Source organism: Streptomyces sp. Xyl84 (assembly GCF_059731885.1).
Window position 1 is genome coordinate 5,128,880 of record NZ_AP029182.1, and the last position, 21,809, is coordinate 5,150,688.

Below are 21,809 nucleotides of genomic sequence, written 5' to 3' on the forward strand. Positions count from 1 at the left end.
CGACCGATTGAGGGACAGTGATCAGTCTCAGCGTCCTGGCGCTCGTCTTCGGCGTCGTCTTCCTCGCCGAGCTGCCGGACAAGACGGCCCTGGCGGGACTCGTCCTCGGCACCCGTTACCGCGCCTCCTACGTCTTCGCCGGAGTCGCCGCCGCCTTCCTGCTGCACGTCGTGCTGGCCGTGGCGGCGGGCAGCGTGCTGACGCTGCTGCCGCAGCGGATCGTGCACGCGCTGACGGGCGTGCTCTTCCTCGGCGGCGCGGCCGTGCTGCTGCTGAAGAAGGACGACGACGACGAGGAGATCCGGCAGCCGCAGGACCAGTCCTTCTGGCGGGTCGCGGGGACCGGCTTCATGCTCATCCTGGTCGCCGAGTTCGGCGACCTCACCCAGATCATGACGGCGAACCTCGCCGCCCGTTACGACGACCCCGTCTCCGTGGGACTGGGCGCGGTCCTGGCCCTCTGGGCGGTCGCCGGGCTCGGCATCGTCGGCGGCAAGGCGCTGATGCGGCGCGTACCGCTGAACCTGATCACCAAGGTAGCGGCCGTGCTGATGCTCGCCCTCGGTGTGTGGAGCCTGTGGGAGGCGGTGGCCTGAGCACCCGAGGCGGCCCCCGGCCGCGCGGCGCCCGCGGTGCTGTCGCTCGGCGGTGCGGCCCCCGATCGCGTGGCGCCCGCGGCGCTGTCGCTCGGCGGTGCGGCCCTGGTGCTGCCGTCCGGGGCTCCGGCCCGGAGCTGCGGCCCGGGTGCCGTCGCTCGGGGCTACGGCCCTGGTGCTGTCGCCCGGCGCCGCGTCCGCCGTGCTCCCGCTCCTCACTGCGGCCGGGCGCCTGGTCGCGGGGTGCCGTGCCCGCCGCTGGGCGTGCCCCGGGACGCCTGGTCGCGGGGTGCCGTGGGCGCCGCTGGGCGTGCCCCGGGGCCGGCGCGGAGCTGAACTCCGGATGAAGGTTTCGCCCGGCGGTGGCGTGATGCCCGACTTGTTTTGTACCGTGGAGGAACAAAGTGGCTCCCGCCCGCACTCCCTGACCGGCGGGCGGGGCCGCCTTGTCCTCCACCCCCGGAACGTCCGGCGGGTCACCCCGGGGCCCACCCCACGCCCCTGCGCGCCTTGGAGCTGCCGATGACGGCCACCGCCGTGCTCACCGCCCGAGCCTTCCTGCTGGACATGGACGGCACCCTCGTCAATTCGGACGCGGTCGTCGAGCGCGTCTGGCGGCGCTGGTCCGACCGGCACGGTCTGGACGGCGACGAGGTGATGAAGGTGGTCCACGGCCGGCAGGGACACGCCACGATGGCGCTGCTGCTGCCGAACCGGCCCCAGGAGCAGAACCTCGCCGAGAACGCCCGCATGCTCGCCGAGGAGACCTCGGACATGGAGGGCGTGGTGGCGGTACCCGGCGCGCCGGAGTTCCTGGCCGCGCTGCGCGGCCTGCCGCACGCGCTCGTGACCTCCGCGGACGTGGCCCTCTCCACGGCCCGGATGGCCGCCGCGGGCCTGCCCCTGCCGGACGTGCGGGTCACCGCCGAGTCCGTCGGCGCGAGCAAGCCCGATCCGGAGGGCTTCCTGAAGGGCGCCGCCGAACTCGGCATCGCCCCCGCCGACTGCCTGGTCTTCGAGGACTCCGGCGCGGGCATCGCCGCCGGGCGGGCCGCCGGGATGCGGGTGATCGGCATCGGCCCGCGCGCCGCCCTGCACCGGCCCGACGCGGCGGTGCGCGACCTCACGCAGGTCCGGGTCGAGCCGGCCGAGGACGGCACGGTCCGCCTGCACGTGGGCTGACGACCCGCCTGAACCTGGCCTGACCGGGTTGCCCGCCCGCGAGGGCCCGCCTCAACGTGGCCTGACCGGTCCGCCCGCACGTGGGGGACCCGGGTCGAATCGGCCCGGGCCCGCCTCGGCGGCGGGAAGAGGCTCCCGGTACCTGGGCCCACGGGTGGAATCAGGGGTGGAGATCCACCGCCTCCCCACCCCCACCCCCCCAAGCCACCCTCACCTCACGGGGCTCCCACGGGCTGACCACGCGCGGTCTGTCAGACCAGACCGGACCACCGGACCAGACCGGACCAGACCGGGTCGGACCTGGCTTGCCCGGCGGAACGGGCCTCACCGGTGGGACGTCTCCGCCTCCAGGCTCGCCCGCGTCGCCGGGCCGTAGACGCCGAGGCCGTCCGTGGTGATGCCGCGGGCCCACTGGTAGGTCCGTACCGAGTTCTCCACGTGCTGGTCGTAGAAGCCGTCGATCCGGCCGGTGTAGAGGTACAGCCGCGCCAGGCGCTCCTGCAGTTCGCTCACCTCGGGGCCGCGGTCGCCCCGGCGCAGCGTGGCCGGGGGGAGGGGCGTCCGCGTGACCCGGGGGGACGCGGAGGCGGTCTGGGCGGGGGCGGTGGGTGCGAGCCCCGGCGGGGCGGAGCCCGTGGACCCGGACGGTGACGGTGAGGCGCTCGTCGCGGAGGGCGACGGGGACGCGGACGGGCTCGCGGTGGCGGACGGCGACGCGCTCGCCGACGCCGACACGCTGGGAGAGGGCGCGGGGACGTGGCTCCTCGGCGGGGCCGCGGGCGCGGCGGACGTCGGGGCGTCGGGGATGCCCTCCCGTACCTCGTGGGCGGCGCCGTCCCGGGCCGGGGACTTGTACGAGAACAGGCCCCCGGCGTACGCGCACGCCGCCGCGAGCGCGACCACCGCCGCCGAGACGGCGAGCAGGGCGGCGGGCCGGCGGCGGCGACGGCGCCCTTCCGGCGCCGCGCCTTCACCGCCCGCACCGCCTTCACCACCGCCGTCGCCCGCCGCGCCCCCGATGCTCTCGAAGGCGTGGGTGCCGCCGGAGTCGAACAGGTTCAGGTCGGTCGCGCTCGGCGCGTCCGCCCGGGGCGTCAGCGGAGCGGGGAGCGCGACCGTCCGCAGCGGCATGGTGGCCTCGACGGCCGGGACGGCCCGCGTCGGCGCCTCCGTGCGGGCGCCGGCCGCCGTCTCGCCGTTGTGCGCGGCGTCGGCCGGGTGTGCCGCGCCGGTCGTACGCGGCGCGTCCGTCCCGTCGGTCGTCGGCACCGGCGTCGGCGTGGGCTTCGTGGCCGGGGGCGTCGTCGTGGTCGTGTCCGGCCCGGCACCCGGGGCGGCCTGCGGGTTCCCCGGCGCCAGGGTCACGCCCGAGCCTTCCGGGGACGCGGAGCCCTCCGTGCCCCGCGTGCCGCCTGCGCCCTCCGCGCCGCCCCGGCCGGTGCCGTCGCCGCCATGGTCCCAGGAGCCCTCCTGGCCTCCAGAGTCCCCGGAGCCCCCGTAGTCCCCGTAGTCCACGTATGGCCGTATGCGCAGCGGATCGAAGTCCTCCGCCGCTGCCGCTTCCGCCGTCCGCGCGTCGCGCAGGGCGTCGGCCGCTCGCTGCCGGCAGGCGCACGACGGGGAGTTGTCCGCGCTCCGGGGCGCTCCGCACTCCGGGCAGACATGCCCCTTCGGCTCTTCCACGCGTGGGTCCCCTCCCAGTCCGGACTCCAAGGATTATGCAGATCCTCTCCACACCTTCTCCCCGAAGCCCCCGGAACGGCGGGCCCGAAGGGGGGACTCGACAGGCCATACCGGGACACACCGGTGACGATGGAAGAGGTCACGAGAGCGTCGGGAGGTCTTCATGGCCGGGGATGGACAGGGCAGGGCCGGCATGTCGGAGACGCCCGGGGTGCCGACGACGGCCGCAGCGGCGGGAACGGCGGGAACGGGGGGGTCGCCCATACCGCCGTCCGTACCGCCGCCTCCGCACGGCGCCGACCCGGGTGAGTCCGAGCACGTCTCGGGCAACGTGCTCGTCTCCATCGGCGCGCTGCTCCTCGGCATGCTGCTCGCCGCGCTGGACCAGACGATCGTGTCCACCGCGCTGCCCACCATCGTCAGCGACCTCGGCGGTCTGGAGCACCTGTCCTGGGTGGTCACCGCCTACCTGCTGGCGTCGACCGCCGCGACCCCGCTGTGGGGCAAGCTCGGTGACCAGTACGGGCGCAAGAAGCTGTTCCAGACCGCCATCGTGATCTTCCTGATCGGCTCGGCGCTGTGCGGGATGGCGCAGAACATGCCCGAGCTGATCGCGTTCCGGGCGCTTCAGGGCCTGGGCGGCGGCGGGCTGATGGTGCTGTCCATGGCCATCGTGGGCGACGTCGTCTCACCGCGTGAACGCGGCCGGTACCAGGGGCTGTTCGGCGCTGTCTTCGGTGCGACGAGTGTGCTCGGACCACTGCTCGGCGGGATCTTCACCCAGCACCTCAGCTGGCGCTGGGTCTTCTACGTCAACCTGCCCGTCGGCATCGTGGCCCTGGCCGTGATCGCCGCCGCCCTGCACATCCCGCGCAAGGCGCAGCACCACGTCATCGACTACCTCGGCACGCTGCTGATCGCCTCGGTCGCCACCTGCCTGGTGCTGGTCGCCTCGCTCGGCGGCACGACCTGGCCGTGGGGTTCGCCGCAGATCATCGGCCTGGTGGTGGCCGGTGTCGCCCTCGTGGCGGCGTTCGTGGCCGCCGAGCGCCGGGCGGCCGAGCCGGTGCTGCCGCTGAAGCTGTTCCGCATCCGCACCTTCACGCTCTCCGCCGTCATCAGCTTCATCGTCGGCTTCGCGATGTTCGGCGCGATGACGTACCTGCCGACGTTCCTCCAGGTCGTGCGGGGCATCTCGCCGACGCTGTCCGGCGTGCACATGCTGCCGATGGTGGTCGGCATGCTGCTGGCCTCCACCGGTTCCGGGCAGATCGTCAGCCGCACCGGCCGCTGGAAGGTGTTCCCGGTGACCGGGACCGCCGTCACCACGGTCGGCCTGCTCCTGCTGCACCGCCTCGACGAGCACAGCTCCACCGCCGAGATGAGCGGCTGCTTCTTCGTCTTCGGCCTGGGGCTCGGCCTGGTCATGCAGGTGCTCGTCCTCATCGTGCAGAACGCCGTCAGCTACGAGGACCTGGGCGTCGCCACCTCCGGTGCCACCTTCTTCCGGTCCATCGGCGCGTCCTTCGGGGTGGCGATCTTCGGCACGGTCTTCGCGAGCCGGCTCGCCGACCAGCTCGCCGCCGCCTTCCGGGGCGCCCACCTGCCGCCGGGCGTCTCGGCGGGCTCCCTCAAGTCCGATCCGCGCGGCATCGCCGCCCTGCCGTCCGCGCTGCGCCCGGCCGCCCTGCACGCGTACGCCTCCGCCATCACCGACGTCTTCCTCTACGCCGCTCCGGTGGCCCTCCTCGCCTTCGTGCTGGCCTGGTTCCTGAAGGAGGACAAGCTGCGCGGCTCGGTCACGGCGCCCGACGGCACGCAGACGCTCGCCACCAACCCGGTCGAACGGTCCTCCTACGACGAGGTGTGCCGGGCGCTGTCGGTGCTGGGCACCCGCGAGGGGCGGCGCGAGATCTACCGGACGATCACGGCGCGGGCGGGCTACGACCTGCTGCCCGCCACGAGCTGGCTGGTGCTGCGCATCAAACGGTACGGCTGGGTGGAGCCCGCCCTGCTGGCCGAGCGGGTGCCCGTCCCGCTGACCGTCATCCTGGAGGCGGCCCGCCAGGTGGAGGAGCGGCACCTGGCCCAGCGGCTCGGTCTGGACCTCGTCCTGACCGACCGGGGGCGCGAGGTCGCCGAGCGGCTGGCGCGGGCCCGCGAGGAGTCGCTCGCCGAACTGCTCGGCGACTGGTGGGGCCCCGACCGGCCGACCGACCTGGCGCAGTTGGTGAAGGAACTGACCGGGGAGCTGTGCGGCTCGGACGCGGAACGGCCGCACGACGAGCGGGCGGTCACCCGGCAGACGCCCCGCTACGCGTGACCCGGCCGGCTCACCCCGTCCCGGTCGTGCGCGGCCGGGGCATCGGCGCCGACGCGCTGCGCCGCCCGGCCGCCCGCCACGGCCCCGCCGGCGCCGTCCTCGTGGACGCCGAGCGGCTTGCTGAACCAGTGCTCGGCGTACGGGTCGTCGTTGTGCCGGGCGGTCTCCGTGTAGCCGAGGCGCGCGTACAGGGCGCGGGCCTCCACCAGGTCGCCGCGGGTGTCCAGGATCATCCGCCGGGCGCCGAGCGCGCGGGCCGCGTCCTCGGCGGCGGTGACCAGCAGGGCCGCGCCGCCCCTGCCGCGCGCCTCCTCGCACAGGAAGACGCGGGTCAGCTCGGCGGTGGCCGCGTCCAGCAGCCGTACGCCCGCCGTGCCCGCAGGCCGGCCGCCGTACCGGGCGACCAGCAACCGGCCGGTGGGCGGGGCGAGTTCGGAGCCGGTGCGGGCGGCGATCTCCCGCTCCAGCTCGGCCGGGTCGGTGCGGTGGCCTTCGTGCAGCAGGTACCAGCGGTCGCTGACCTCGGTGTAGTACGCCCGCCAGAGTGCGAGGGCGACCGCGGAGTCGTAGGGCTCGGGGGCCACGGTCCAGGCCCCGGCCCCGCTCGCGGTCGCCGTCGCGGGCCCGGTCGGGGGCGCGGACGTGGGTGTGCGGGCGGGCGGGGGGTCGGTCCTGGGCGGCATGCGGACATTCTCGGCGGGGGGCGGCGGGGCCGCGCAACCGGTTATCGGGTGCGGCAGGGGGCCGACGCGGCAAGCGGGCGGCCGGACCGCAGGGGCCGTGGGGCAAGGAGGCGGCAGCGGTCGCAGGAGCCGCGCGGGAGCGCGCTCACCGTGCGGGTGCCGCTACTCGCCCGCCGTGCGGGTGCCGTGCGGTCCGCGCCGGGTGCGCCACTCGTGGACGACCTCCTCGACGTCGTACCGCTTCAGTCCCAGGGGCGGGCCCGGCGGCGGCTTGAGCATCATGTCGAGGATCTTCGTGTTGATGTCCGCGACGATCTTCCGGACGGTGCTCTCAGAGGGGGCGGCGTACGCCGCCGCCAGCGCGTCCTCGGCCTCCTTGCGCAGGGCGAGGGACGGGGGCAGCACGGACAGGCCCTCGCGGGCCATCTTGCGCTTGACCCACCACAGTTCGTCGTAGGTGGTGTCGTCCGGGAGGGGCTTGCCCGCGCCGGGCAGCCGGTCGAAGTCACCGCGCCCCTGCGCGTCCCGGATCTCCTTCTCGACCCAGGACTCGAACGGCACACCCGGTGGCTTTCGCTCGGTCATGAGGCCATTGTGCCGGACGCGCCCGGCCCAGGCGATTTATCATTCCGCCGCGGTGCGTCAACCGGGCGCTCCGTCACCGGTGTTGGCGCGCACGGCCGGGCACGCGGCGAAGGCAGCGGCCCGGGGCGCCCCGAACCACGAGGAGCGCACGTGCTCGAACTCACCATGGCCTCCGTCTCCGGGACGGAGGCGGGCGCCACGGCCGGCATGCTGATGGCCGACGCGCCCAGCGAACCGGGCGCAGTACTGCGCGTGGGCCGGGACGGGACCGCGTGCCGCCTGGTGACGCCCGACGACTGGCTGTTCGTCTCCCGGGTGCACCTGGAGTTCCGCTGCGGGGCCGAGGGCGCCTGGCAGGTCACCTGGCTGCGCGGCTCGCAGCCCGAGCCGTCCTCCGAGGTCCGCCTGACGGTCGGCGAGCACGCGCAGCCCCTCGCCTACGGCGCCACGGCGGCGCTGCCCCGGGGCGGCTCGGGCGAGATCGTCGTCCAGGACCGCACCAGCCCGCGCAGCGTGAACGTGGGCTTCTACCACGAGGTCTGAGCGCGGACAGGCGGTCTGCCTGCCGGGTGCCGGGTGCCGGGCGCCCGGTCCGGTCAGTCCAGTACGCGGGCGATGGCGAAGCCGTCGTAGCCCTTGCTGCCGACCGTCTGGATCGCGGTGCCGTCCAGGCGGGGGTGCTCCGCGATGAGTTCGAGGGCGGCCCGGGTGCCGCGCACGCTCGGGTCCGTGCTCGCCGGGTCGGTCACCCGGCCGCCGCGCACCACGTTGTCCAGGATGATCAGGCTGCCGGTGCGCGTCAGGCGCAGCGCCCACTCCACGTAGTGCGGGTTGTTGACCTTGTCGGCGTCGACGAAGACCAGGTCGAAGGGGGGCGGGTTCTCGTCGGCGAGCTTGGGCAGCGATTCCAGGGCCGGGCCCACCCGCACCTCGGCGATCCGGTCCAGGCCGGCGTGGGCGAGGTTGCGGCGGGCGACGTCGGCGTGGTGGGCGTCGTACTCCAGGGTGACCAGGCGGCCGTCGGCGGGCAGCGCGCGGGCCAGCCAGATGGTGCTGTAGCCGCCCAGAGTGCCGATCTCCAGGATGTTGCGGGCTCCCTGGAGGCAGGCGAGGAGCTGGAGCAGCTTGCCCTGGTTCGGCGTGACGTTGATGTGCGGCAGGCCTTCCGTGTCGCTGTCGCGCTGCGCGGCCTGGAGGGATTCGTCCTCCGGGGAGAGCAGGGCGGTGAAGTAGGCGTCCACGTCGTCCCAGAGCTGCGAGTCGCTCATGCACCATGCCTTTCGTGTGCCTAGTTAGATGCGCTAACTAGCTGCGCTAACGAATATAGCCCCGGAGTGGAGACCGCAGGGAACAGTTTCGGGGAATTTCCGCCGAGGGGCGCGGGGGCGCGCAGGCATGCGGACGTGCGGAAGGGGGCGGGCAGGGCGTGCGGAAGGGGGCGGGCAGGGCGTGCGAAAAGGGCTGGGCAGGGCAGGCGGAAGGGAGGCGGGGCCGGGCATGCGGAAGGGGTGGACGCGGCATCGCCACGTCCACCCCTTCCGTCCCGGTCAGGACTCCAGCGACGGCGGGGAGCCGGGCAGCGGGCGTCCCGCCGACTCCGTCATGAACCACACGGCCACGCCGCCGATCAGCGACGCCGCCATCATGTAGTAGGCGGGCATCATCATGTTGCCGGTGGCGCCGATCAGCGCCGTGACGACCAGCGGAGTCGTGCCGCCGAACAGCGACACGGAGATGTTGAAGCCGATCGACAGGGAGCCGTAGCGCACCCGGGTCGGGAACAGCGCGGGCAGCGCGGACGGCATCGCCGCGGTGAAGCAGACCAGGAGCAGGCCGAGCGCGGCCATGCCCAGGCCCACCGCCAGCAGGCTGCCCTGGCGGATCAGCAGCAGCGCCGGGATCGACAGGAGCAGGAAGCCCGCGCAGCCCGCCGCGATCACCGGGCGGCGGCCGACCCGGTCGGTGAGGGCGCCGGCGAACGGCTGGACGATCATCATCAGCGCCATCACGGCCAGCACGACCAGCAGGCCGTGCGTCTCGTCGTACTTCAGCTGACTGGTCAGGTAGCTCGGCATGTACGACAGCAGCATGTAGTCGGTGACGTTGAAGACCAGCACCAGGCCCATGCACAGCAGCAGCGTCTTCCACTGGCCCGTGACCATCTCGCGCAGCGGAACCTTCGGGCGGCTCGACTCGGCCTTCTCGACCTGGGCGGCGAACGCCGGGGTCTCCTCCAGGCGCATCCGCAGGTACAGGCCGATGATGCCCATCGGGCCCGCGATCAGGAACGGGATCCGCCAGCCCCAGGACGTCAGGTCGTCCGTGGACAGCAGGGCCGTCATCAGGGTCACCAGGCCCGCGCCGCCGATGTACCCGGCGAGCGTGCCGAACTCCAGCCAGCTCCCGAGGAAGCCGCGCCGCCGGTCGGGGGCGTACTCGGCGATGAAGGTGGAGGCGCCGGCGTACTCCCCGCCGGTCGAGAAGCCCTGCACCAGCCGGGCGGCCAGCAGCAGGATGGGGGCGCCGACGCCGATCGTCCCGTACGACGGGATCAGGCCGATGGCGAAGGTGCCCGCGGCCATCATGATCATGGTGACGGCCAGCACCTTCTGGCGGCCGATCCGGTCGCCGAGGGGGCCGAAGACCATGCCGCCGAGCGGGCGGACCAGGAAGGCCGCGGCGAAGGCGCCGAAGGTGGAGAGCAGCTGTGCCGTGGGGTTGCCGGACGGGAAGAAGACCTTGCCCAGGGTCACCGCGATGTAGCTGTAGACACCGAAGTCGAACCACTCCATGGCGTTGCCCAGCGCGGCTGCCTTCACGGCGCGCCGGACGAGTGCCGGGTCCGTGACGGTGGCGCGGGAGCGGTCGGAGCGGTTCTTGGTGAGGGACACGGAACGGGGCGCGGTGACGGTGGCAGCCGACAAGGCTTCGCTCGCCTACCTTTCGACGGGGGCAGGGACACGGCCCACGCGGCAGCGCTGTCGGCGGACCGAACCGGCCCGCGCCGAACGCGGACCGAAACCGGCCCGCACAGGGACGGACCGACACCGGCCCGCGCGGATGACGGACCGAGGCGGCCCGCGCGGATGCCGGACCGGAACCGGTCCGCGCCGGGCGCGAACCGGGCGGCCCGTGTGCGTCACGGACCGAACGGGACGGTCCGCCGTACCGCGTGGCCGGAAAGCGACCACCGCGGCGGGCCAGAAATCGACCATACGACCGGTTGGTCCCTTTACGTATCGTGAGCATGCAGATGCACAGTGCAGCTAAATGCGCGATACGCAGGTACGTATGCCCGCCGTCGGGCGCCGTGCACGTGCCGGCGCTGTGATCCTTGTCGCGCCGCACGGCCCCCCGGTGCACGCTTTTCCGCCGCCCGGAGGGCTCTCGCGCGCCCCCCGGACACCGCAGACGCTCCCCGCGGCCCCCGCGAGGGCGCCTGCCGAACCACCGCCGGACACTCTCCGTCACCCCTGTCCGCGCCCTCGGGCGCCCGTCACCGTCCGGCAAGCGGCGCGTTCCGGGGGCGGGGGGCGCACTGGAGGCAGGGGGAAACCGGCGCATAGGGGGTCTTTTCGCGCCCGTCCGCGCGCCCCATAGGGTTCGTACCGGGACAGAACCAGGAGATCCCGGACGTTGTGGGACGCATGACAAGTGGGGCGGGAGGCCGACAGGGCGTGGCGGATACGGAGCGCAGTGGCGGACCGAGGGCGGCCTACCCGGGAGCGGCGGCTGCCGCCGCCCCGGCCGGAGCGCGGATGCGGGCGGCCCGCCTGGGCCTCTGGCTGGTCGCCGGGCTCCTCGCGGCACGGCAGGTGGCCGCCGTCCTCGCCACCCCCCGCGGGGAACGGCTGCCGGCCCTGGAGACGTGGGCAGGGCCGGGCGGCGTCCTGCACGTCAACGGGTCGCTGTACGACTCGACCCGGTTCACCGGCACCCCTTTCAGCGGTCTCGTCCTCAAGCCGCTGACGAAGGCCGCCGAGGACGCACTCGGCTGGACCTGGATCTTCGGCACCCTCCTGCTCGTCGTCGCCCTCGGTCTGATCGCCGCCCACGCGCTGCCCCAGCCGGCGGGGCGCCGTGCCTCGCTGACGGCCGCGCCCGTGGCGATCAGCCTGCTCATGCTGTCGCTGCCGGTGCGCGACGCGTTCTGGCTCGGCCAGAGCGGCGTCATCCCGGTCCTGCTGGTGCTGCTCGGCCTCTTCGTGGTGCGCGGGCAGCGGGCCTGCGGCGTCCTGGCCGGTCTCGCCGCCGCCCTCCAGCCCACCGTGCTGCTGTTCGTGCCGCTGCTGTGGTGCACCGGCCGCAGACGGGCCGCCGCCGTCACCGGCGGCACCTTCGCCGCGGGCACCGCCCTCGCCTGGGCGGCCATGCCGCACGACTCCGCCACGTACTGGATCCACCACATCGCCGGGACGGGTCTGGGCGGCCGGGCCGACGGCCTGGCCAACCAGTCCCTGCACGGCGCGCTGCTGCGCCTCGGCCTGGCCGGACCGCTGGAGATCGGCCTCTTCCTGGCCCTGGGCGCGGCCGTCGCCGTCCTCGCGCTGCGCCGGGCGGTGCGCTACGCCCGCGACGGCCAGCTGCTGCTCGCGGTCGCCGTCACCGGCTGCGCCGCCATCGCCGTGTCGCCCACCGCCTGGCAGCACCAGCTGCTGTGGGTGCTGCTCGCGATCGTGGGCCGGGCCGGACGGCGCGCCTCGCACCGGTACGTCTGGCCGGTCGCGGTGGTCCTCGTGATGACCCTGCCGGCGAAGATGCTGCTGCCGGACATGCCGGTCCTGCACCTGGTGCGCGAGAACACGGTCCTGGTGGCCGCGCTGGCGGCGGCGACCTCCGTGCCGTTCCTGTCCCGGGCCTCGGACCACTACCGCACCCCGGTCCCCACCCGGTACGCGGCCCCGGTCCCGGCCCGGTTCCGGCACGTGCCGCTCGTCCCGTTCCTGCGCCGGGTGCTGACCCGCCCCAGCCTCCTGCTCGAACTCCTCCTGATCCGCGTCACCTACGCCGCCTACTCCCAGGTGCGGCTGGCCGCCCGCGGCAGCCGTGCCACCGCCGAGCACCACGGCCGCCAGATCCACTCCCTCGAGCACGCCCTGCACCTCGACGTCGAGCACTGGGCGAACCACGCGATGGTCCGGGTGCCCCGGCTGGACCACTTCCTCAGCTACTACTACGAGACGTTCCACTTCGTCGTGCCGCTGGCGGTCCTCGCCGTGCTCTACGTCCGGCGGCCGGTGGACTACCGGTGGGCGCGCACCGCCCTGGGCGGCGCCACGCTGTTCGGCCTGCTCGGCTTCTGGCTCTACCCGCTGGCCCCGCCCCGGCTCATGCCGGGCCTCGGCTTCATCGACACGGTGCACGGCGCCCAGGACTTCGCCAAGCCGGACTACGGTGCGATGACCGCGCTCACCAACCAGTACGCGGCGATGCCGTCGCTGCACTTCGGCTGGTCGCTGTGGTGCGGTCTGGTGATCGCCGTCGTCGCGCCGAGGTGGTGGATGAAGGCCCTCGGGCTGCTGCACCCGCTGTTCACGGTCTCCGCGATCGTGGGCACCGCCAACCACTGGGTGCTCGACGCGGTGGGCGGCGCCACCGTGGTCTGCGCGGGCTTCGCCCTGACGTACCTGCTGTCGGGCCCCCGCGCGGCGGCGGAGCCCCGCCCCGCCCACGCCGCCGAGGAGCCGAGACCCGCACCGGTCGGGAGCTGACATGGCGTGGCAGGGGGGCCGCCGGACGGCGCGCGTGTCCGCCTCCCTCGCGCCCGCCCTCCTGCCCGCCGCGCTCGCCGTGGCCCTGGGCCTGTGGGGGATCGGCCGGCAGGACAGCATGTGGCGCGACGAGTCCGTCACCTACCAAGTGGCCCACCGTTCGACGGGTGAGCTGAGGCACCTGCTGGGCCACATCGACGCGGTGCACGGCCTCTACTACCTCCTCATGCACGCGCTGTTCGGCCTCTGGGACGGCGGTCCGCTCGCCCTGCGGCTGCCCTCGGTGCTGGCGACGGCGGTGGCGGCGGCGGGTGTCGGGGTCACCGGCGCGCGGCTGGCGGGCCGCCGGACCGGTGTCCTGGCCGGGCTAATCTTCGTCCTGCTCCCGGTGACCCAGCAGTACGCGCAGGAGGGCCGGTCCTACGCGCTGGTCACCGCGGCGGTCACCTGGGCCGCGTACCTCTTCGTGCGCGGCACCGGCTCGGCGCCCCGCCGCTGGTGGGCGGGGTACGCGGCGGTCCTGGCGCTGGCCTGCTGGCTGCACGAGTTCGCCGTCCTCGTGCTCGCGGCCCACGCCCTGACGCTGTGGCGGCTGCGGGTGCCGCGCCGGGTGCTGCGCCGCTGGGCGGTCGCGTCGGCCGCCGTGCTCGCCGCGCTGCTGCCCCTGGCCGTCGTGAGCGCCCGCCAGGCGGACCGGCAACTGGGCTGGCTCGGCCGCCCGAGCGCCGCCCAGTGGCTCGCGTACGCGGCCGTCGCGGCGGTCTGCGCCCTGCTGGCCGGGCTGCTGCTGCCCCGCCGCCCGGTCCGTGACGACGGGGACGGCGGGATCACCCGGGATGGCGGCGGCCGGGACGGCGAGGGCATCCGGGACGACGGGGGTGAGGGTGACGCCGGGGACGAGGCTGACGGCGGGGATCACGGTGACAGCGGGCGCCGGACCCTCGTGTGGCTGGGCCTGTGGCTCGCGGTGGCCCCGGCCGGGCTGTTGATGACGGTCTCCCTCGCCGAACCCCTGTACGTCGACCGGTACGTGATCTACGGCATGACGGGCGCCGCCCTGCTCGCGGGCGCGGCCCTGGACCGTGCGCTCTCCGCCCGTTTCCGGGTTGCTCCGGCCATCCGGGTCCCGGCGGCCTGCCTGGCGGCCGTCACGGCGGTGGCCGTCCTGCTGCCCTGGTCGCTGTCGGTCCGCTCCCCGCAGAGCCGCAAGGACGACGTGGTCGCCGTCTCCCGCGCGGTCCGTAATCTCGCCCGGCCCGGGGACGCCGTCCTGTTCCTGCCCGCCCGGCGCCGTGAGTGGCTGCTCTCCCGCCCCCGCCTCTACGCCGGTCTGGACGACCTCGCCCTGGCCGAGTCACCCGCGTCCTCGGGCACCCTGGAGGGCACCGAACTGCCCGCCGCGACGATCCGGCGGCGCCTCCTCGCGGCCCGCCGGGTCGTCGCCCTCGCCGACCCGGCCGGGCAGCCCCTGGACCCCTACCCGCAGGAGGCGGTCAAACGGGACGTCCTGCGCCGCCGCTTCGAGGTCTGCGCCCGCACCCGCGTCCACGGCGCCCAGGTGATCGTCTACGCCCCCACCGGCCGCTGCGCACGCTGAGACGGGCCGCCCGGGCCCTGCGGCGACCCGGGCCTCCCCTCTGGCTCAGTCGGCCCGCCGCAGCCCCGCGACCAGGAGCTGGGCCAGGCGGCGTGCGTCGTAGCGCGGGTCGTTCTCCGCGCCGATGCAGAGGTTGCCCACGCCGCGCATCAGCTCGTAGGGCGCCACGCCGGGGCTGATCTCGCCGGCGGCCGCCGCCGCGTCGAGCAGCTCACCGCAGACCGGGACGAGGCGGTCGAGGAAGTAGGCGTGCAGCGTCTCGAACCCGGCGTCGTCGGACTGGAGCGCGGCGGCCAGGCCGTGCTTGGTGACCAGGAAGTCGACGAAGAGGTCGATCCACCGCGCCAGCGCGGCGTGCGGGCTCGCGCCGCCCTCCAGCAGGGCGGGGCCCGCCTCGGCGCAGGCCTCCACCTGGTGCCGGTAGACGGCGACGATGAGGTCCGCCCGGGTGGGGAAGTGGCGGTAGATGGTGCCCATGCCGACACCGGCCTTCGCCGCGATGTCACGGACCGGCGCCTCCACGCCCGACGTGACGAAGACCGCGGCCGCCGCGTCGAGCAGGGTCTCCTTGTTGCGCCGCGCGTCCGCCCGCTTGGCCCGCTCGCCCCCGGAGGCCGCGCCCGCCGCAGCCGAGCCGCCCCGGCCCGCGCCCGGGGCGCCCCCCGTCCCCTCGTCGCTGTCCTTCACCGTGCCGTGTCCTTCCCTGCCGGGATTGCGGGTTGCCAAAGCGGAACGATGTTCCGTATCGTTCGTCAGGGCTTACCGGAGCGTCGTTCCGTTTGTTCATGATGCCAGAACGGCGACCCTCCGGCCACCCCTGCCCGCCCCCGCTCCCCTCCCGGAGGAACCAGCTCATGCAGTACCGCACCCTCGGCCGTACCGGCGTACAGGTCAGCTCCCTCGCGCTCGGCGCGATGAACTTCGGCCCCATCGGCCGCACCACCCAGGAGGAGGCCACCGCCCTCGTCGACGCCGCCCTCGACGCGGGGATCAACCTCATCGACACCGCCGACATGTACGGCGACGGCGAGTCGGAGGAGATGGTCGGCAAGGCCATCGCCGGCCGCCGCGACGACATCGTGCTCGCCACCAAGGCGGGCATGCCGATGGGCGACGAGCGCAACCACCGCGGCGGCTCCCGCCGCTGGCTGGTCACCGCGCTGGAGGACAGCCTGCGCCGCCTCGGTGTCGACCACGTCGACCTCTACCAGCTCCACCGCTGGGACCCGGCCACCGGCGACGAGGAGACCCTCTCGGCCCTGACCGATCTGCAACGCGCCGGGAAGATCCGCTACTTCGGCTCCTCCACCTTCCCCGCCCACCGCATCGTGCAGGCCCAGTGGGCCGCCCGTGAGCACCGCCTGAGCCGCTACGTCACCGAACAGCCCAGCTACTCCCTGCTCCAGCGCGGTATCGAGGCGCACGTCCTGCCCGTCACCGAGGAGTACGGCCTCGGCGTACTGGCGTGGAGCCCGCTGGCCTCCGGCTGGCTGTCGGGCGCCGTCCGCGCGGGCCGCGACATCACCACCCACCGCTCCGGCCTCCTGCCGGACCGCTTCGACCTGAGCGTCCCCGCCAACCAGGCCCGCCTCGACGCGGTCGAGAAGCTCGCCCGGGTCGCCGACGAGGCCGGACTGACGATGATCCAGCTCGCCCTCGGCTTCGTGACCGCCCACCCCGCCGTGACCAGCGCCCTCATCGGCCCCCGCACCCTGGACCACCTGCGCGCGCAGCTCGCCGCCGCGGACACGGTGCTGCCCGCCGACGTCCTCGACGCCGTCGACGGGATCGTCGCCCCCGGCACCGACCTCGCCCCGGACGAGAAGTTCGACACCCCGCCGTCCCTGCTGGACGCCTCGCTGCGGCGCCGCTGACCGGACCGGCCGGGGGGACCCGGCCGCTCCGGCCGCTCCTGGACGTGCGGCCCGTACGGCGCGCAGGTCCAGCGGTTCAGCCGCCGAGGTGAGTGAGGCGGCGGGGCGCGGGACCGCATTCGAACCACACCGTCTTGCCGCCCTGCCGCATCCGCTCCACCCCCCACTTGTCCACCACCGCGTCGAGCAGCAGCAGACCGCGCCCGCCCTCCGCGTCCGGAGACAAGTCCCCCGGCGTCGCGGGCAGTTCGGACGAGCTGTCGGTGACTTCCACCCGTACCCCGGCCGTCTGCCGCAGCAACAGCAGCGTGCAGCGGCGGTCCGGGACGTGCCGTACGACGTTGGCGACCAGCTCGGTCACGGCCAGCTCCACGGCGTCGGCCAGCTCGACGAGGTCCCATTCGGCCAGGTACGAGCGGACGATGCGGCGGATGTGCCGCGCCGAGTGCTCACCGGCGGTGAAGGTCATGCGGTACTGGGCGGGGCGGGGACCGGCCAGGACCGAGGGGAAGTAATCGTTCACAGGACGAGACTGACGTGCTGTCACTACGCTGTGCCACGGAACGGACACAACGGGTCCGCCCGTGGGCGTCCCGTGGAAAGGGGACCGCGCGTGACCAACATCAATGTCCTCGACCCGGGGGCCTCGCCGCTGGACTACTACGGCTACGAGCTGCGGCGGCTGCGGGAGGCCGCGGGCCTGACCCAGCGGCAGTTGGGGGAGATCGTCAACTACACGGCGTCGCTGGTGGGACAGGTGGAGACGGCGCGGAAGCTGCCGACGCCCGCCTTCAGCGAGCGGGTGGATGCAGCTCTCGGCACAGGGGGACTGCTGTCCCGGCTGGTCGAGTTGGTGATGAGGAGCCAGCTTCCGGGCTGGTTCCAGCAGGTGGCGGAGTTGCAAGCGCGCTCTGCCCGGATCTACTCCTTCGAGATGGGCATGGTGCCCGGGCTCCTTCAAACCGAGGCGTACGCGCGTGCTGTGCTCGGTGCGCTGGACCAGTCCGATCTCGACGACCGCACCGCTGTGCGACTGGACCGCCAGCGCATCTTCGAGAAGGAGCAGCCCCCGGTCTACTGGGTGATTCTGCTCGAAGCAGCTCTCTACTTGGAGATCGACGGGCCGGAGACCATGCGCGAACAACTGGCCCGCCTGTTGTCGTTCGAACACCACCCCCTGATCAACATCCAGGTGCTGCCGTTCAAGAGCGGCGCACACGCGGGAATGACCGGCTCGTTCGACGTCTACCGCTTCGCCACCGATCCGACGATCGTCTACACGGAGGGCTATGGGAGCGGGCATCCGACCGCCAACCCGGAGACAGTAAAGGACTGTTCGCTCCGTTACGATCACCTTCAGGCCGCCGCACTCTCCCTCAAGGACTCGGCGGAGCTGATCCGGCGCGTGATGGAGGACCGCTATGGGAAGCAACTGGCGTAAGTCCAGCTACAGCAGCGACCAGGGCGGTAACTGCGTGGAGTGCGCGCCGCTCGGGTCCCTGGCCTGGCGCAAGTCCACGTACAGCGGCGACCAGGGCGGTAACTGCCTGGAGATCGTCGGCACCCCCTGCGCCTCCGTCGCCGTGCGCGACTCGAAGGTGGCCGCCGGGCCGGTGCTCACCTTCCGGCCCGGAGCGTTCACCGGTTTCGTGGGCTGGGTCTCGCAGGCCGGGCAGCGATGACCACGCTCGAAAACCGGCCCGGGACCGCGCTGCTGGTCGTGGACGTCCAGGTCGACGCCGTCGCCAGGGCCCACGCACGGGACGCGGTCGTCGCGACCATCGCGGCCCTGGTCGAGCGCGCCCGGCGGGAAGACGTGCCCGTCGTGTGGGTGCAGCACTCCGACGACGAGCTGGTGAAGGACAGCGACGGCTGGCGGATCGTCCCCGAGCTGACGCCGGCGGAGGGGGAACCCCTCGTCCACAAGAACTACGGCGACTCCTTCGAGGACACCACTCTGGAGTCCGTGCTGTCGGACCTCGGCGTCGGCCGGCTCTTCGTGGCCGGCGCGGCGACCGACGCCTGCATCCGCTCGACCCTGCACGGCGCGTTCGTGCGGGGGTACGACACGGTTCTGGTCGGCGACGCCCACACCACGGAGGACCTGACGCGCTGGGGCGCTCCGCCCGCGGACCAGGTGATCGCCCACACCAACCTGTACTGGCGCCACCAGGCGGCACCGGGCCGCACGGGCGGGACGGTGAACAGCACGGACGTGGACTTCGGGGGCGCGCCGGGCCGGGAGTGACCGCTCACGCGATCACTCCCGGCCCGACGGCGCCGGTGCCCGGACCCTCCCCTCGCTGCGATGGGCGGGCGCCCGGGTCAGAAGATGCCGGTGATGGTGGTGTCCCAACTACTGGTGCCCACGAGCCTCGGTTTGCGCAGGGTGGTGGCAGTTCCGGGATAGAAGAGCAGGCAGCCGGTGGGACATGTGGTGGTCTGCTCGGTGCCGCTGCTGTCGGCGTAACTGACGGTGTAGTTCGAGTCGGCCGGTGTCGTCGCCCAGACGTCGCCGTAGGCTTCTCCGGTGGTGGGCTGGTACTGGTGGTAGGTGATGTCGGAGCCCGCGTCGGGGTCGCTGTAGATGCCTGTGGTGACGGTTCCCTGGACGTTGCCCGGTGAGGCGAGGTGCGGACGCCGGTCCCAGCCGCTTGTCCCGTACAGGATGCGTGTGCCCAGGGAGTAGGTCCCGTCGGTGATGCGGCCGGGGTAGAGGAAAAGTTCGCCGGTGTCGGGATTGCGGGCGATCAGGTCCTGGACGCCGTCACCGTTCTGGTCTCCGAGGGCGAGGTTGGTGTAGTCCTTCCAGCCGCGGGTGCCGATGACGGTGCGGTTGTTGAGGTCGAACGGCTCGGTCTGGTCCCCTGCCGCCGCTTACAAAACGGAAGTCACGGGCTACGACACCGCAGGCAAGCCGACCGGCACCAAGGTGACAGTGCCCTCGGTGACCGGTGAGGAGAAACTCGCCGGCACGTACACCGTCGCCACCACCGCAACCTCCGTCAACGGCCTGCCCGCGACCACCGCCTACAGCACCACCAACACCAACGCCACCACAGCCCTGCCCGCGGAAACGGTCACCGACCACTACGTGCAGGACCAGCTCTCCATCGTCGACAGCACCCTGAACCAGGCATACCTGCGCGGCGCTACGTACACCCCGTTCGGCCAGCTTGCCCAGGCCCAGCTCGGCAACCTCGGCACTCTCGTCACCCCGACCCTCAGCTACGACCTCGTCACCCAGCGCCTGGCCACCTCGATCACCGACCGCCAGGCCGCGGGCCCGAAGACCCTGTCGAACATCAAGTACTCCTACGACACGGTAGGAAACCTCACCCGGGTCCGCGACGACCAGAGCGACGGCACCGTAGTCGACGACCAGTGCTTCGCCTACGACTGGGCGCGCCGCCTCAGCGAGGCATGGACCACGGGCGACGGATGCGCCACCAAGCCCGTCAACGGCACCGGCACCCCGAAGCTGGGGACCACCGACCCCTACTGGACCAGCTGGACCTTCACCGACAGCGGGGACCGCGCCACCGAGACCCAGCACAAGGCCGGCCCCGTCACCGCCGACACCACCCGCGCGTACAGCTACCCCACCACCGTCCGCGCCGCCCAGCCGCACGCCGTACGGACCGTCACCGCCACCGGAGGAGCGACCGGGGCGGATGCCTACCAGTACGACGCGACCGGCAACCTGACCAAGAAGACCCCCGCCGGCGGCCCCGCCCAGGACCTCACCTGGAACGAGGAAGGCAGACTCGCCACTTCCACCGTCTCCGGCGCCACCACCAGGTTCCTCTACGACGCCGACGGCACCCGCCTCCTCAAGCGGGAACCCACCGCCACCACCCTCTACCTGCCCGGCGGACAGGAACTCGTCCTCACCAAATCCACCAACGCCCTGGCCGGCACCCGCTACTACACCGTCCCCGGCGGCTCAGCCGTCCGCACCAGCAGCGACGGACGAGTCCGGCTCCTCGTCGCCGACCCCCACGGCACCAACACCCTCTCCATCTCCGCCACCACCCTCGCCACCAACCGCCGCAAGACCCTCCCCTACGGAGCCCCCCGCGGCACCGCCCCGACCTTCTGGCCCGGCCAGAAGGGCTTCATCAACGGCGACACCGACTCCACCACCGGCCTCACCCACATCGGCGCCCGCGACTACGACCCCGCCACAGGCCGCTTCATCAGCGTCGACCCCCTCCTCGAACTCGACAAACCCCAGACCATCGGCGGCTACGCCTACAGCGCCCACAACCCGACCACTTACAGCGACCCCACGGGTGAGGGCCTCGACAACGGCTGGGGCCACAACGGAACGCCCGACTGGATCATCAAGGACGACGGAACCACCCAGGCAGCCCCCTGGGCCGACCCTGGCAACGACGGAAACAGCGGAAACAGCGGCACCAACGGCGGAACAGCTGGTACTGGCAGTTCTGGGAGTAGCGGAACCGGTGTGAAGAAGGACTCCGGGAGTTCCAAAGGATGCGGCTCTTGGGGGTTCCTATCCCGTATCTGCTCAGGGGTGGGAGAGGCCTTTTATGGTGCAGTCAGCAATGTGCCCCACATGGCGGAATATGCTGGCTGGATTTTCGATAGCGACTGCCGTGGTGATGGCGGGCCCGGGGCGCCTGGTTGCGACTACGGCGCACAATTCGATAATTGGATCGCAGGGTACGGATACGACACCACTAGCGATGCCTATCAGGTCCCCACTGCGCTCGCAGCAATTTTTGGAACCCGAGAAGGAGGGCTGCAGAAGCCTAGTGCCAGGCAGGCCCCCAGGTTTATTGTCGGTGAGGCTGGTGATGTTCTTGAACTGCCGAGTGTTCAGGTAAAAATTAGTCGCCAAAAGCAGGATCGTCATATACTGAACGGGAATGGGTATAGAGGCGGCGGATACTTCAATTCACACGACGACGCCCAGGCGGTGCTTGACGCCTATCATGGAGGGCAGGCGCAGATCATGGGAGTGACCAAGACGGGAAATGTCCAAATCCGGGTTCCCGCGGTCACCGGCTTCGATAACAACCCGAGAGCGGGTCGACTGGGTGTACCGACGCACATCTTTATGATCAAGGGAACAAAAAGTCCAAGTGTGGTGCCGATGAACCCCAATGCAGGTGCTCCGTGACCGAGATGGATAGGCTAGACCGAGAGAACGGCATCGTTCTGAGCGCGGTTCAGGCGCTGCTGGGACTGATTTCCCCGGATGTGATCGCTGTTGCAGTCCTTGTTGAGGCGCATCGCGTGGAATTGTCCTTCTGGGTCCGACGCTACACGTCCGATATTGAAGAGGATGCCGATCAAGCAGCTTTCGAACTAGATGCTCTCTTTTCCGGAGAGCATCCGCTGGTCGAGCACAGGATTATTATGGGAGAGCCGGATCCGCATATGCTTAATTCATACGGGAGAATGATTTATTGGGCCAAATAGGGTAACGGTCTTGTGCGTGGTAGGTAATTACGGCCGCGGCACCAGGTGAAGATTGAGCGGCAGAGGGGCGAGCGCTACCGACCGACAGATGGAGCTCGCTTGGGAGTGTTCACCCGCAGCCGGT

At 72.5% G+C, this 21,809-nt stretch carries 18 protein-coding genes and 1 pseudogene; 12 read left to right on the plus strand and 7 right to left on the minus strand.

What is annotated here, in order from left to right; translation table 11 throughout:
• The first annotated feature begins 17 nt into the window (after positions 1 to 17).
• Entirely contained in the window at positions 18 to 596 is a 579-nt protein-coding gene (locus AC6I72_RS22245) for a TMEM165/GDT1 family protein (RefSeq protein ID WP_498002904.1), read from the plus strand.
• Positions 597 to 1,118: 522 nt separating this feature from the next.
• Complete coding sequence (locus tag AC6I72_RS22250) at positions 1,119 to 1,778, plus strand: HAD-IA family hydrolase (protein ID WP_498002906.1); 660 nt, start codon at positions 1,119 to 1,121, stop codon at positions 1,776 to 1,778.
• 324 nt (positions 1,779 to 2,102) lie between these two features.
• On the opposite strand, the gene AC6I72_RS22255 is transcribed toward AC6I72_RS22250, so the two are convergent.
• Complete coding sequence (locus tag AC6I72_RS22255) at positions 2,103 to 3,461, minus strand: peptidoglycan-binding domain-containing protein (RefSeq protein WP_498002907.1); 1,359 nt, start codon at positions 3,459 to 3,461, stop codon at positions 2,103 to 2,105.
• A gap of 163 nt (positions 3,462 to 3,624) precedes the next feature.
• Between AC6I72_RS22255 and AC6I72_RS22260 the strand changes: the two genes are divergently transcribed.
• The gene (locus AC6I72_RS22260; RefSeq protein WP_498002909.1) at positions 3,625 to 5,784 is read left to right on the plus strand and encodes a DHA2 family efflux MFS transporter permease subunit; all 2,160 of its coding nucleotides are present in this window, start codon (positions 3,625 to 3,627) and stop codon (positions 5,782 to 5,784) included.
• A gap of 110 nt (positions 5,785 to 5,894) precedes the next feature.
• Here the strand turns inward: AC6I72_RS22260 and AC6I72_RS22265 are convergent.
• Positions 5,895 to 6,467 (minus strand): annotated as a pseudogene (locus tag AC6I72_RS22265) (GNAT family N-acetyltransferase); the annotation flags it as partial.
• A 162-nt stretch (positions 6,468 to 6,629) separates the two neighbouring features.
• The gene (locus AC6I72_RS22270) at positions 6,630 to 7,052 is read right to left on the minus strand and encodes a DnaJ family domain-containing protein (RefSeq protein ID WP_498002911.1); all 423 of its coding nucleotides are present in this window, start codon (positions 7,050 to 7,052) and stop codon (positions 6,630 to 6,632) included.
• 150 nt (positions 7,053 to 7,202) lie between these two features.
• Here AC6I72_RS22270 and AC6I72_RS22275 point away from each other — a divergent pair, with 150 nt between their 5' ends.
• Positions 7,203 to 7,595, plus strand: coding sequence for an FHA domain-containing protein (locus AC6I72_RS22275; RefSeq protein WP_498002913.1), 393 nt, complete (start codon positions 7,203 to 7,205; stop codon positions 7,593 to 7,595).
• Between the two features lie 53 nt (positions 7,596 to 7,648).
• On the opposite strand, the gene AC6I72_RS22280 is transcribed toward AC6I72_RS22275, so the two are convergent.
• The gene (locus AC6I72_RS22280) at positions 7,649 to 8,320 is read right to left on the minus strand and encodes an O-methyltransferase (RefSeq protein ID WP_498002915.1); all 672 of its coding nucleotides are present in this window, start codon (positions 8,318 to 8,320) and stop codon (positions 7,649 to 7,651) included.
• Positions 8,321 to 8,599: 279 nt separating this feature from the next.
• Positions 8,600 to 9,976 carry a glycine betaine/L-proline transporter ProP gene (gene proP / locus AC6I72_RS22285; protein ID WP_498002917.1) on the minus strand — a complete coding sequence of 459 codons (1,377 nt, stop codon included), beginning with the start codon at positions 9,974 to 9,976 and terminating at the stop codon, positions 8,600 to 8,602.
• A 753-nt stretch (positions 9,977 to 10,729) separates the two neighbouring features.
• Between proP and AC6I72_RS22290 the strand changes: the two genes are divergently transcribed.
• Positions 10,730 to 12,763: a bifunctional glycosyltransferase 87/phosphatase PAP2 family protein gene (locus tag AC6I72_RS22290; RefSeq protein WP_498002919.1), complete on the plus strand. Its 2,034-nt coding sequence runs from the start codon at positions 10,730 to 10,732 to the stop codon at positions 12,761 to 12,763.
• A 1-nt stretch (position 12,764) separates the two neighbouring features.
• A complete protein-coding gene (locus tag AC6I72_RS22295; RefSeq protein ID WP_498002921.1) occupies positions 12,765 to 14,360 on the plus strand; it encodes a glycosyltransferase family 39 protein in 1,596 nt (531 codons plus the stop codon).
• Between the two features lie 45 nt (positions 14,361 to 14,405).
• Here the strand turns inward: AC6I72_RS22295 and AC6I72_RS22300 are convergent, their stop codons facing one another.
• A complete protein-coding gene (locus AC6I72_RS22300) occupies positions 14,406 to 14,921 on the minus strand; it encodes a TetR/AcrR family transcriptional regulator (RefSeq protein ID WP_051812629.1) in 516 nt (171 codons plus the stop codon).
• A gap of 293 nt (positions 14,922 to 15,214) precedes the next feature.
• On the opposite strand from AC6I72_RS22300, the gene AC6I72_RS22305 reads away from it, so the two are divergent.
• Positions 15,215 to 16,234, plus strand: coding sequence for an aldo/keto reductase (locus AC6I72_RS22305; protein WP_498002923.1), 1,020 nt, complete (start codon positions 15,215 to 15,217; stop codon positions 16,232 to 16,234).
• Between the two features lie 76 nt (positions 16,235 to 16,310).
• On the opposite strand, the gene AC6I72_RS22310 is transcribed toward AC6I72_RS22305, so the two are convergent.
• The gene (locus AC6I72_RS22310; protein ID WP_498002924.1) at positions 16,311 to 16,757 is read right to left on the minus strand and encodes an ATP-binding protein; all 447 of its coding nucleotides are present in this window, start codon (positions 16,755 to 16,757) and stop codon (positions 16,311 to 16,313) included.
• A 90-nt stretch (positions 16,758 to 16,847) separates the two neighbouring features.
• On the opposite strand from AC6I72_RS22310, the gene AC6I72_RS22315 reads away from it, so the two are divergent.
• From AC6I72_RS22315 to AC6I72_RS22335, 5 genes are all read left to right on the plus strand, one after another.
• Positions 16,848 to 17,675 (plus strand): helix-turn-helix domain-containing protein, encoded by an 828-nt coding sequence (locus AC6I72_RS22315; protein ID WP_498002926.1) that lies wholly within the window; start codon positions 16,848 to 16,850, stop codon positions 17,673 to 17,675.
• Positions 17,656 to 17,916 carry a DUF397 domain-containing protein gene (locus tag AC6I72_RS22320; RefSeq protein ID WP_498002928.1) on the plus strand — a complete coding sequence of 87 codons (261 nt, stop codon included), beginning with the start codon at positions 17,656 to 17,658 and terminating at the stop codon, positions 17,914 to 17,916. The genes AC6I72_RS22315 and AC6I72_RS22320 overlap by 20 nt, the downstream gene beginning before the upstream one ends.
• Complete coding sequence (locus tag AC6I72_RS22325; RefSeq protein ID WP_498002929.1) at positions 17,913 to 18,482, plus strand: isochorismatase family protein; 570 nt, start codon at positions 17,913 to 17,915, stop codon at positions 18,480 to 18,482. The genes AC6I72_RS22320 and AC6I72_RS22325 overlap by 4 nt, the downstream gene beginning before the upstream one ends.
• A 576-nt stretch (positions 18,483 to 19,058) precedes the next feature.
• Positions 19,059 to 21,383, plus strand: a complete 2,325-nt coding sequence (locus AC6I72_RS22330) for an RHS repeat-associated core domain-containing protein (RefSeq protein ID WP_498004779.1) — start codon at positions 19,059 to 19,061, stop codon at positions 21,381 to 21,383.
• A gap of 5 nt (positions 21,384 to 21,388) precedes the next feature.
• Positions 21,389 to 21,685, plus strand: coding sequence for a MafI2 family immunity protein (locus tag AC6I72_RS22335; RefSeq protein ID WP_498004780.1), 297 nt, complete (start codon positions 21,389 to 21,391; stop codon positions 21,683 to 21,685).
• Positions 21,686 to 21,809 lie beyond the last annotated feature (124 nt).

Excerpts from the sequence above, each read along its gene's own strand:
- AC6I72_RS22250 (WP_498002906.1), top strand. The coding sequence starts at position 1,119 with ATGACGGCCACCGCCGTGCTCACCGCCCGAGCCTTCCTGCTGGACATG.
- AC6I72_RS22260 (WP_498002909.1), top strand. The coding sequence starts at position 3,625 with ATGGCCGGGGATGGACAGGGCAGGGCCGGCATGTCGGAGACGCCCGGG.
- AC6I72_RS22270 (WP_498002911.1), bottom strand. The coding sequence starts at position 7,052 with ATGACCGAGCGAAAGCCACCGGGTGTGCCGTTCGAGTCCTGGGTCGAG.
- AC6I72_RS22280 (WP_498002915.1), bottom strand. The coding sequence starts at position 8,320 with ATGAGCGACTCGCAGCTCTGGGACGACGTGGACGCCTACTTCACCGCC.
- AC6I72_RS22295 (WP_498002921.1), top strand. The coding sequence starts at position 12,765 with ATGGCGTGGCAGGGGGGCCGCCGGACGGCGCGCGTGTCCGCCTCCCTC.
- AC6I72_RS22305 (WP_498002923.1), top strand. The coding sequence starts at position 15,215 with ATGCAGTACCGCACCCTCGGCCGTACCGGCGTACAGGTCAGCTCCCTC.
- AC6I72_RS22320 (WP_498002928.1), top strand. The coding sequence starts at position 17,656 with ATGGGAAGCAACTGGCGTAAGTCCAGCTACAGCAGCGACCAGGGCGGT.
- AC6I72_RS22325 (WP_498002929.1), top strand. The coding sequence starts at position 17,913 with ATGACCACGCTCGAAAACCGGCCCGGGACCGCGCTGCTGGTCGTGGAC.
- AC6I72_RS22330 (WP_498004779.1), top strand. The coding sequence starts at position 19,059 with ATGACGGTGCGGTTGTTGAGGTCGAACGGCTCGGTCTGGTCCCCTGCC.
- AC6I72_RS22335 (WP_498004780.1), top strand. The coding sequence starts at position 21,389 with ATGGATAGGCTAGACCGAGAGAACGGCATCGTTCTGAGCGCGGTTCAG.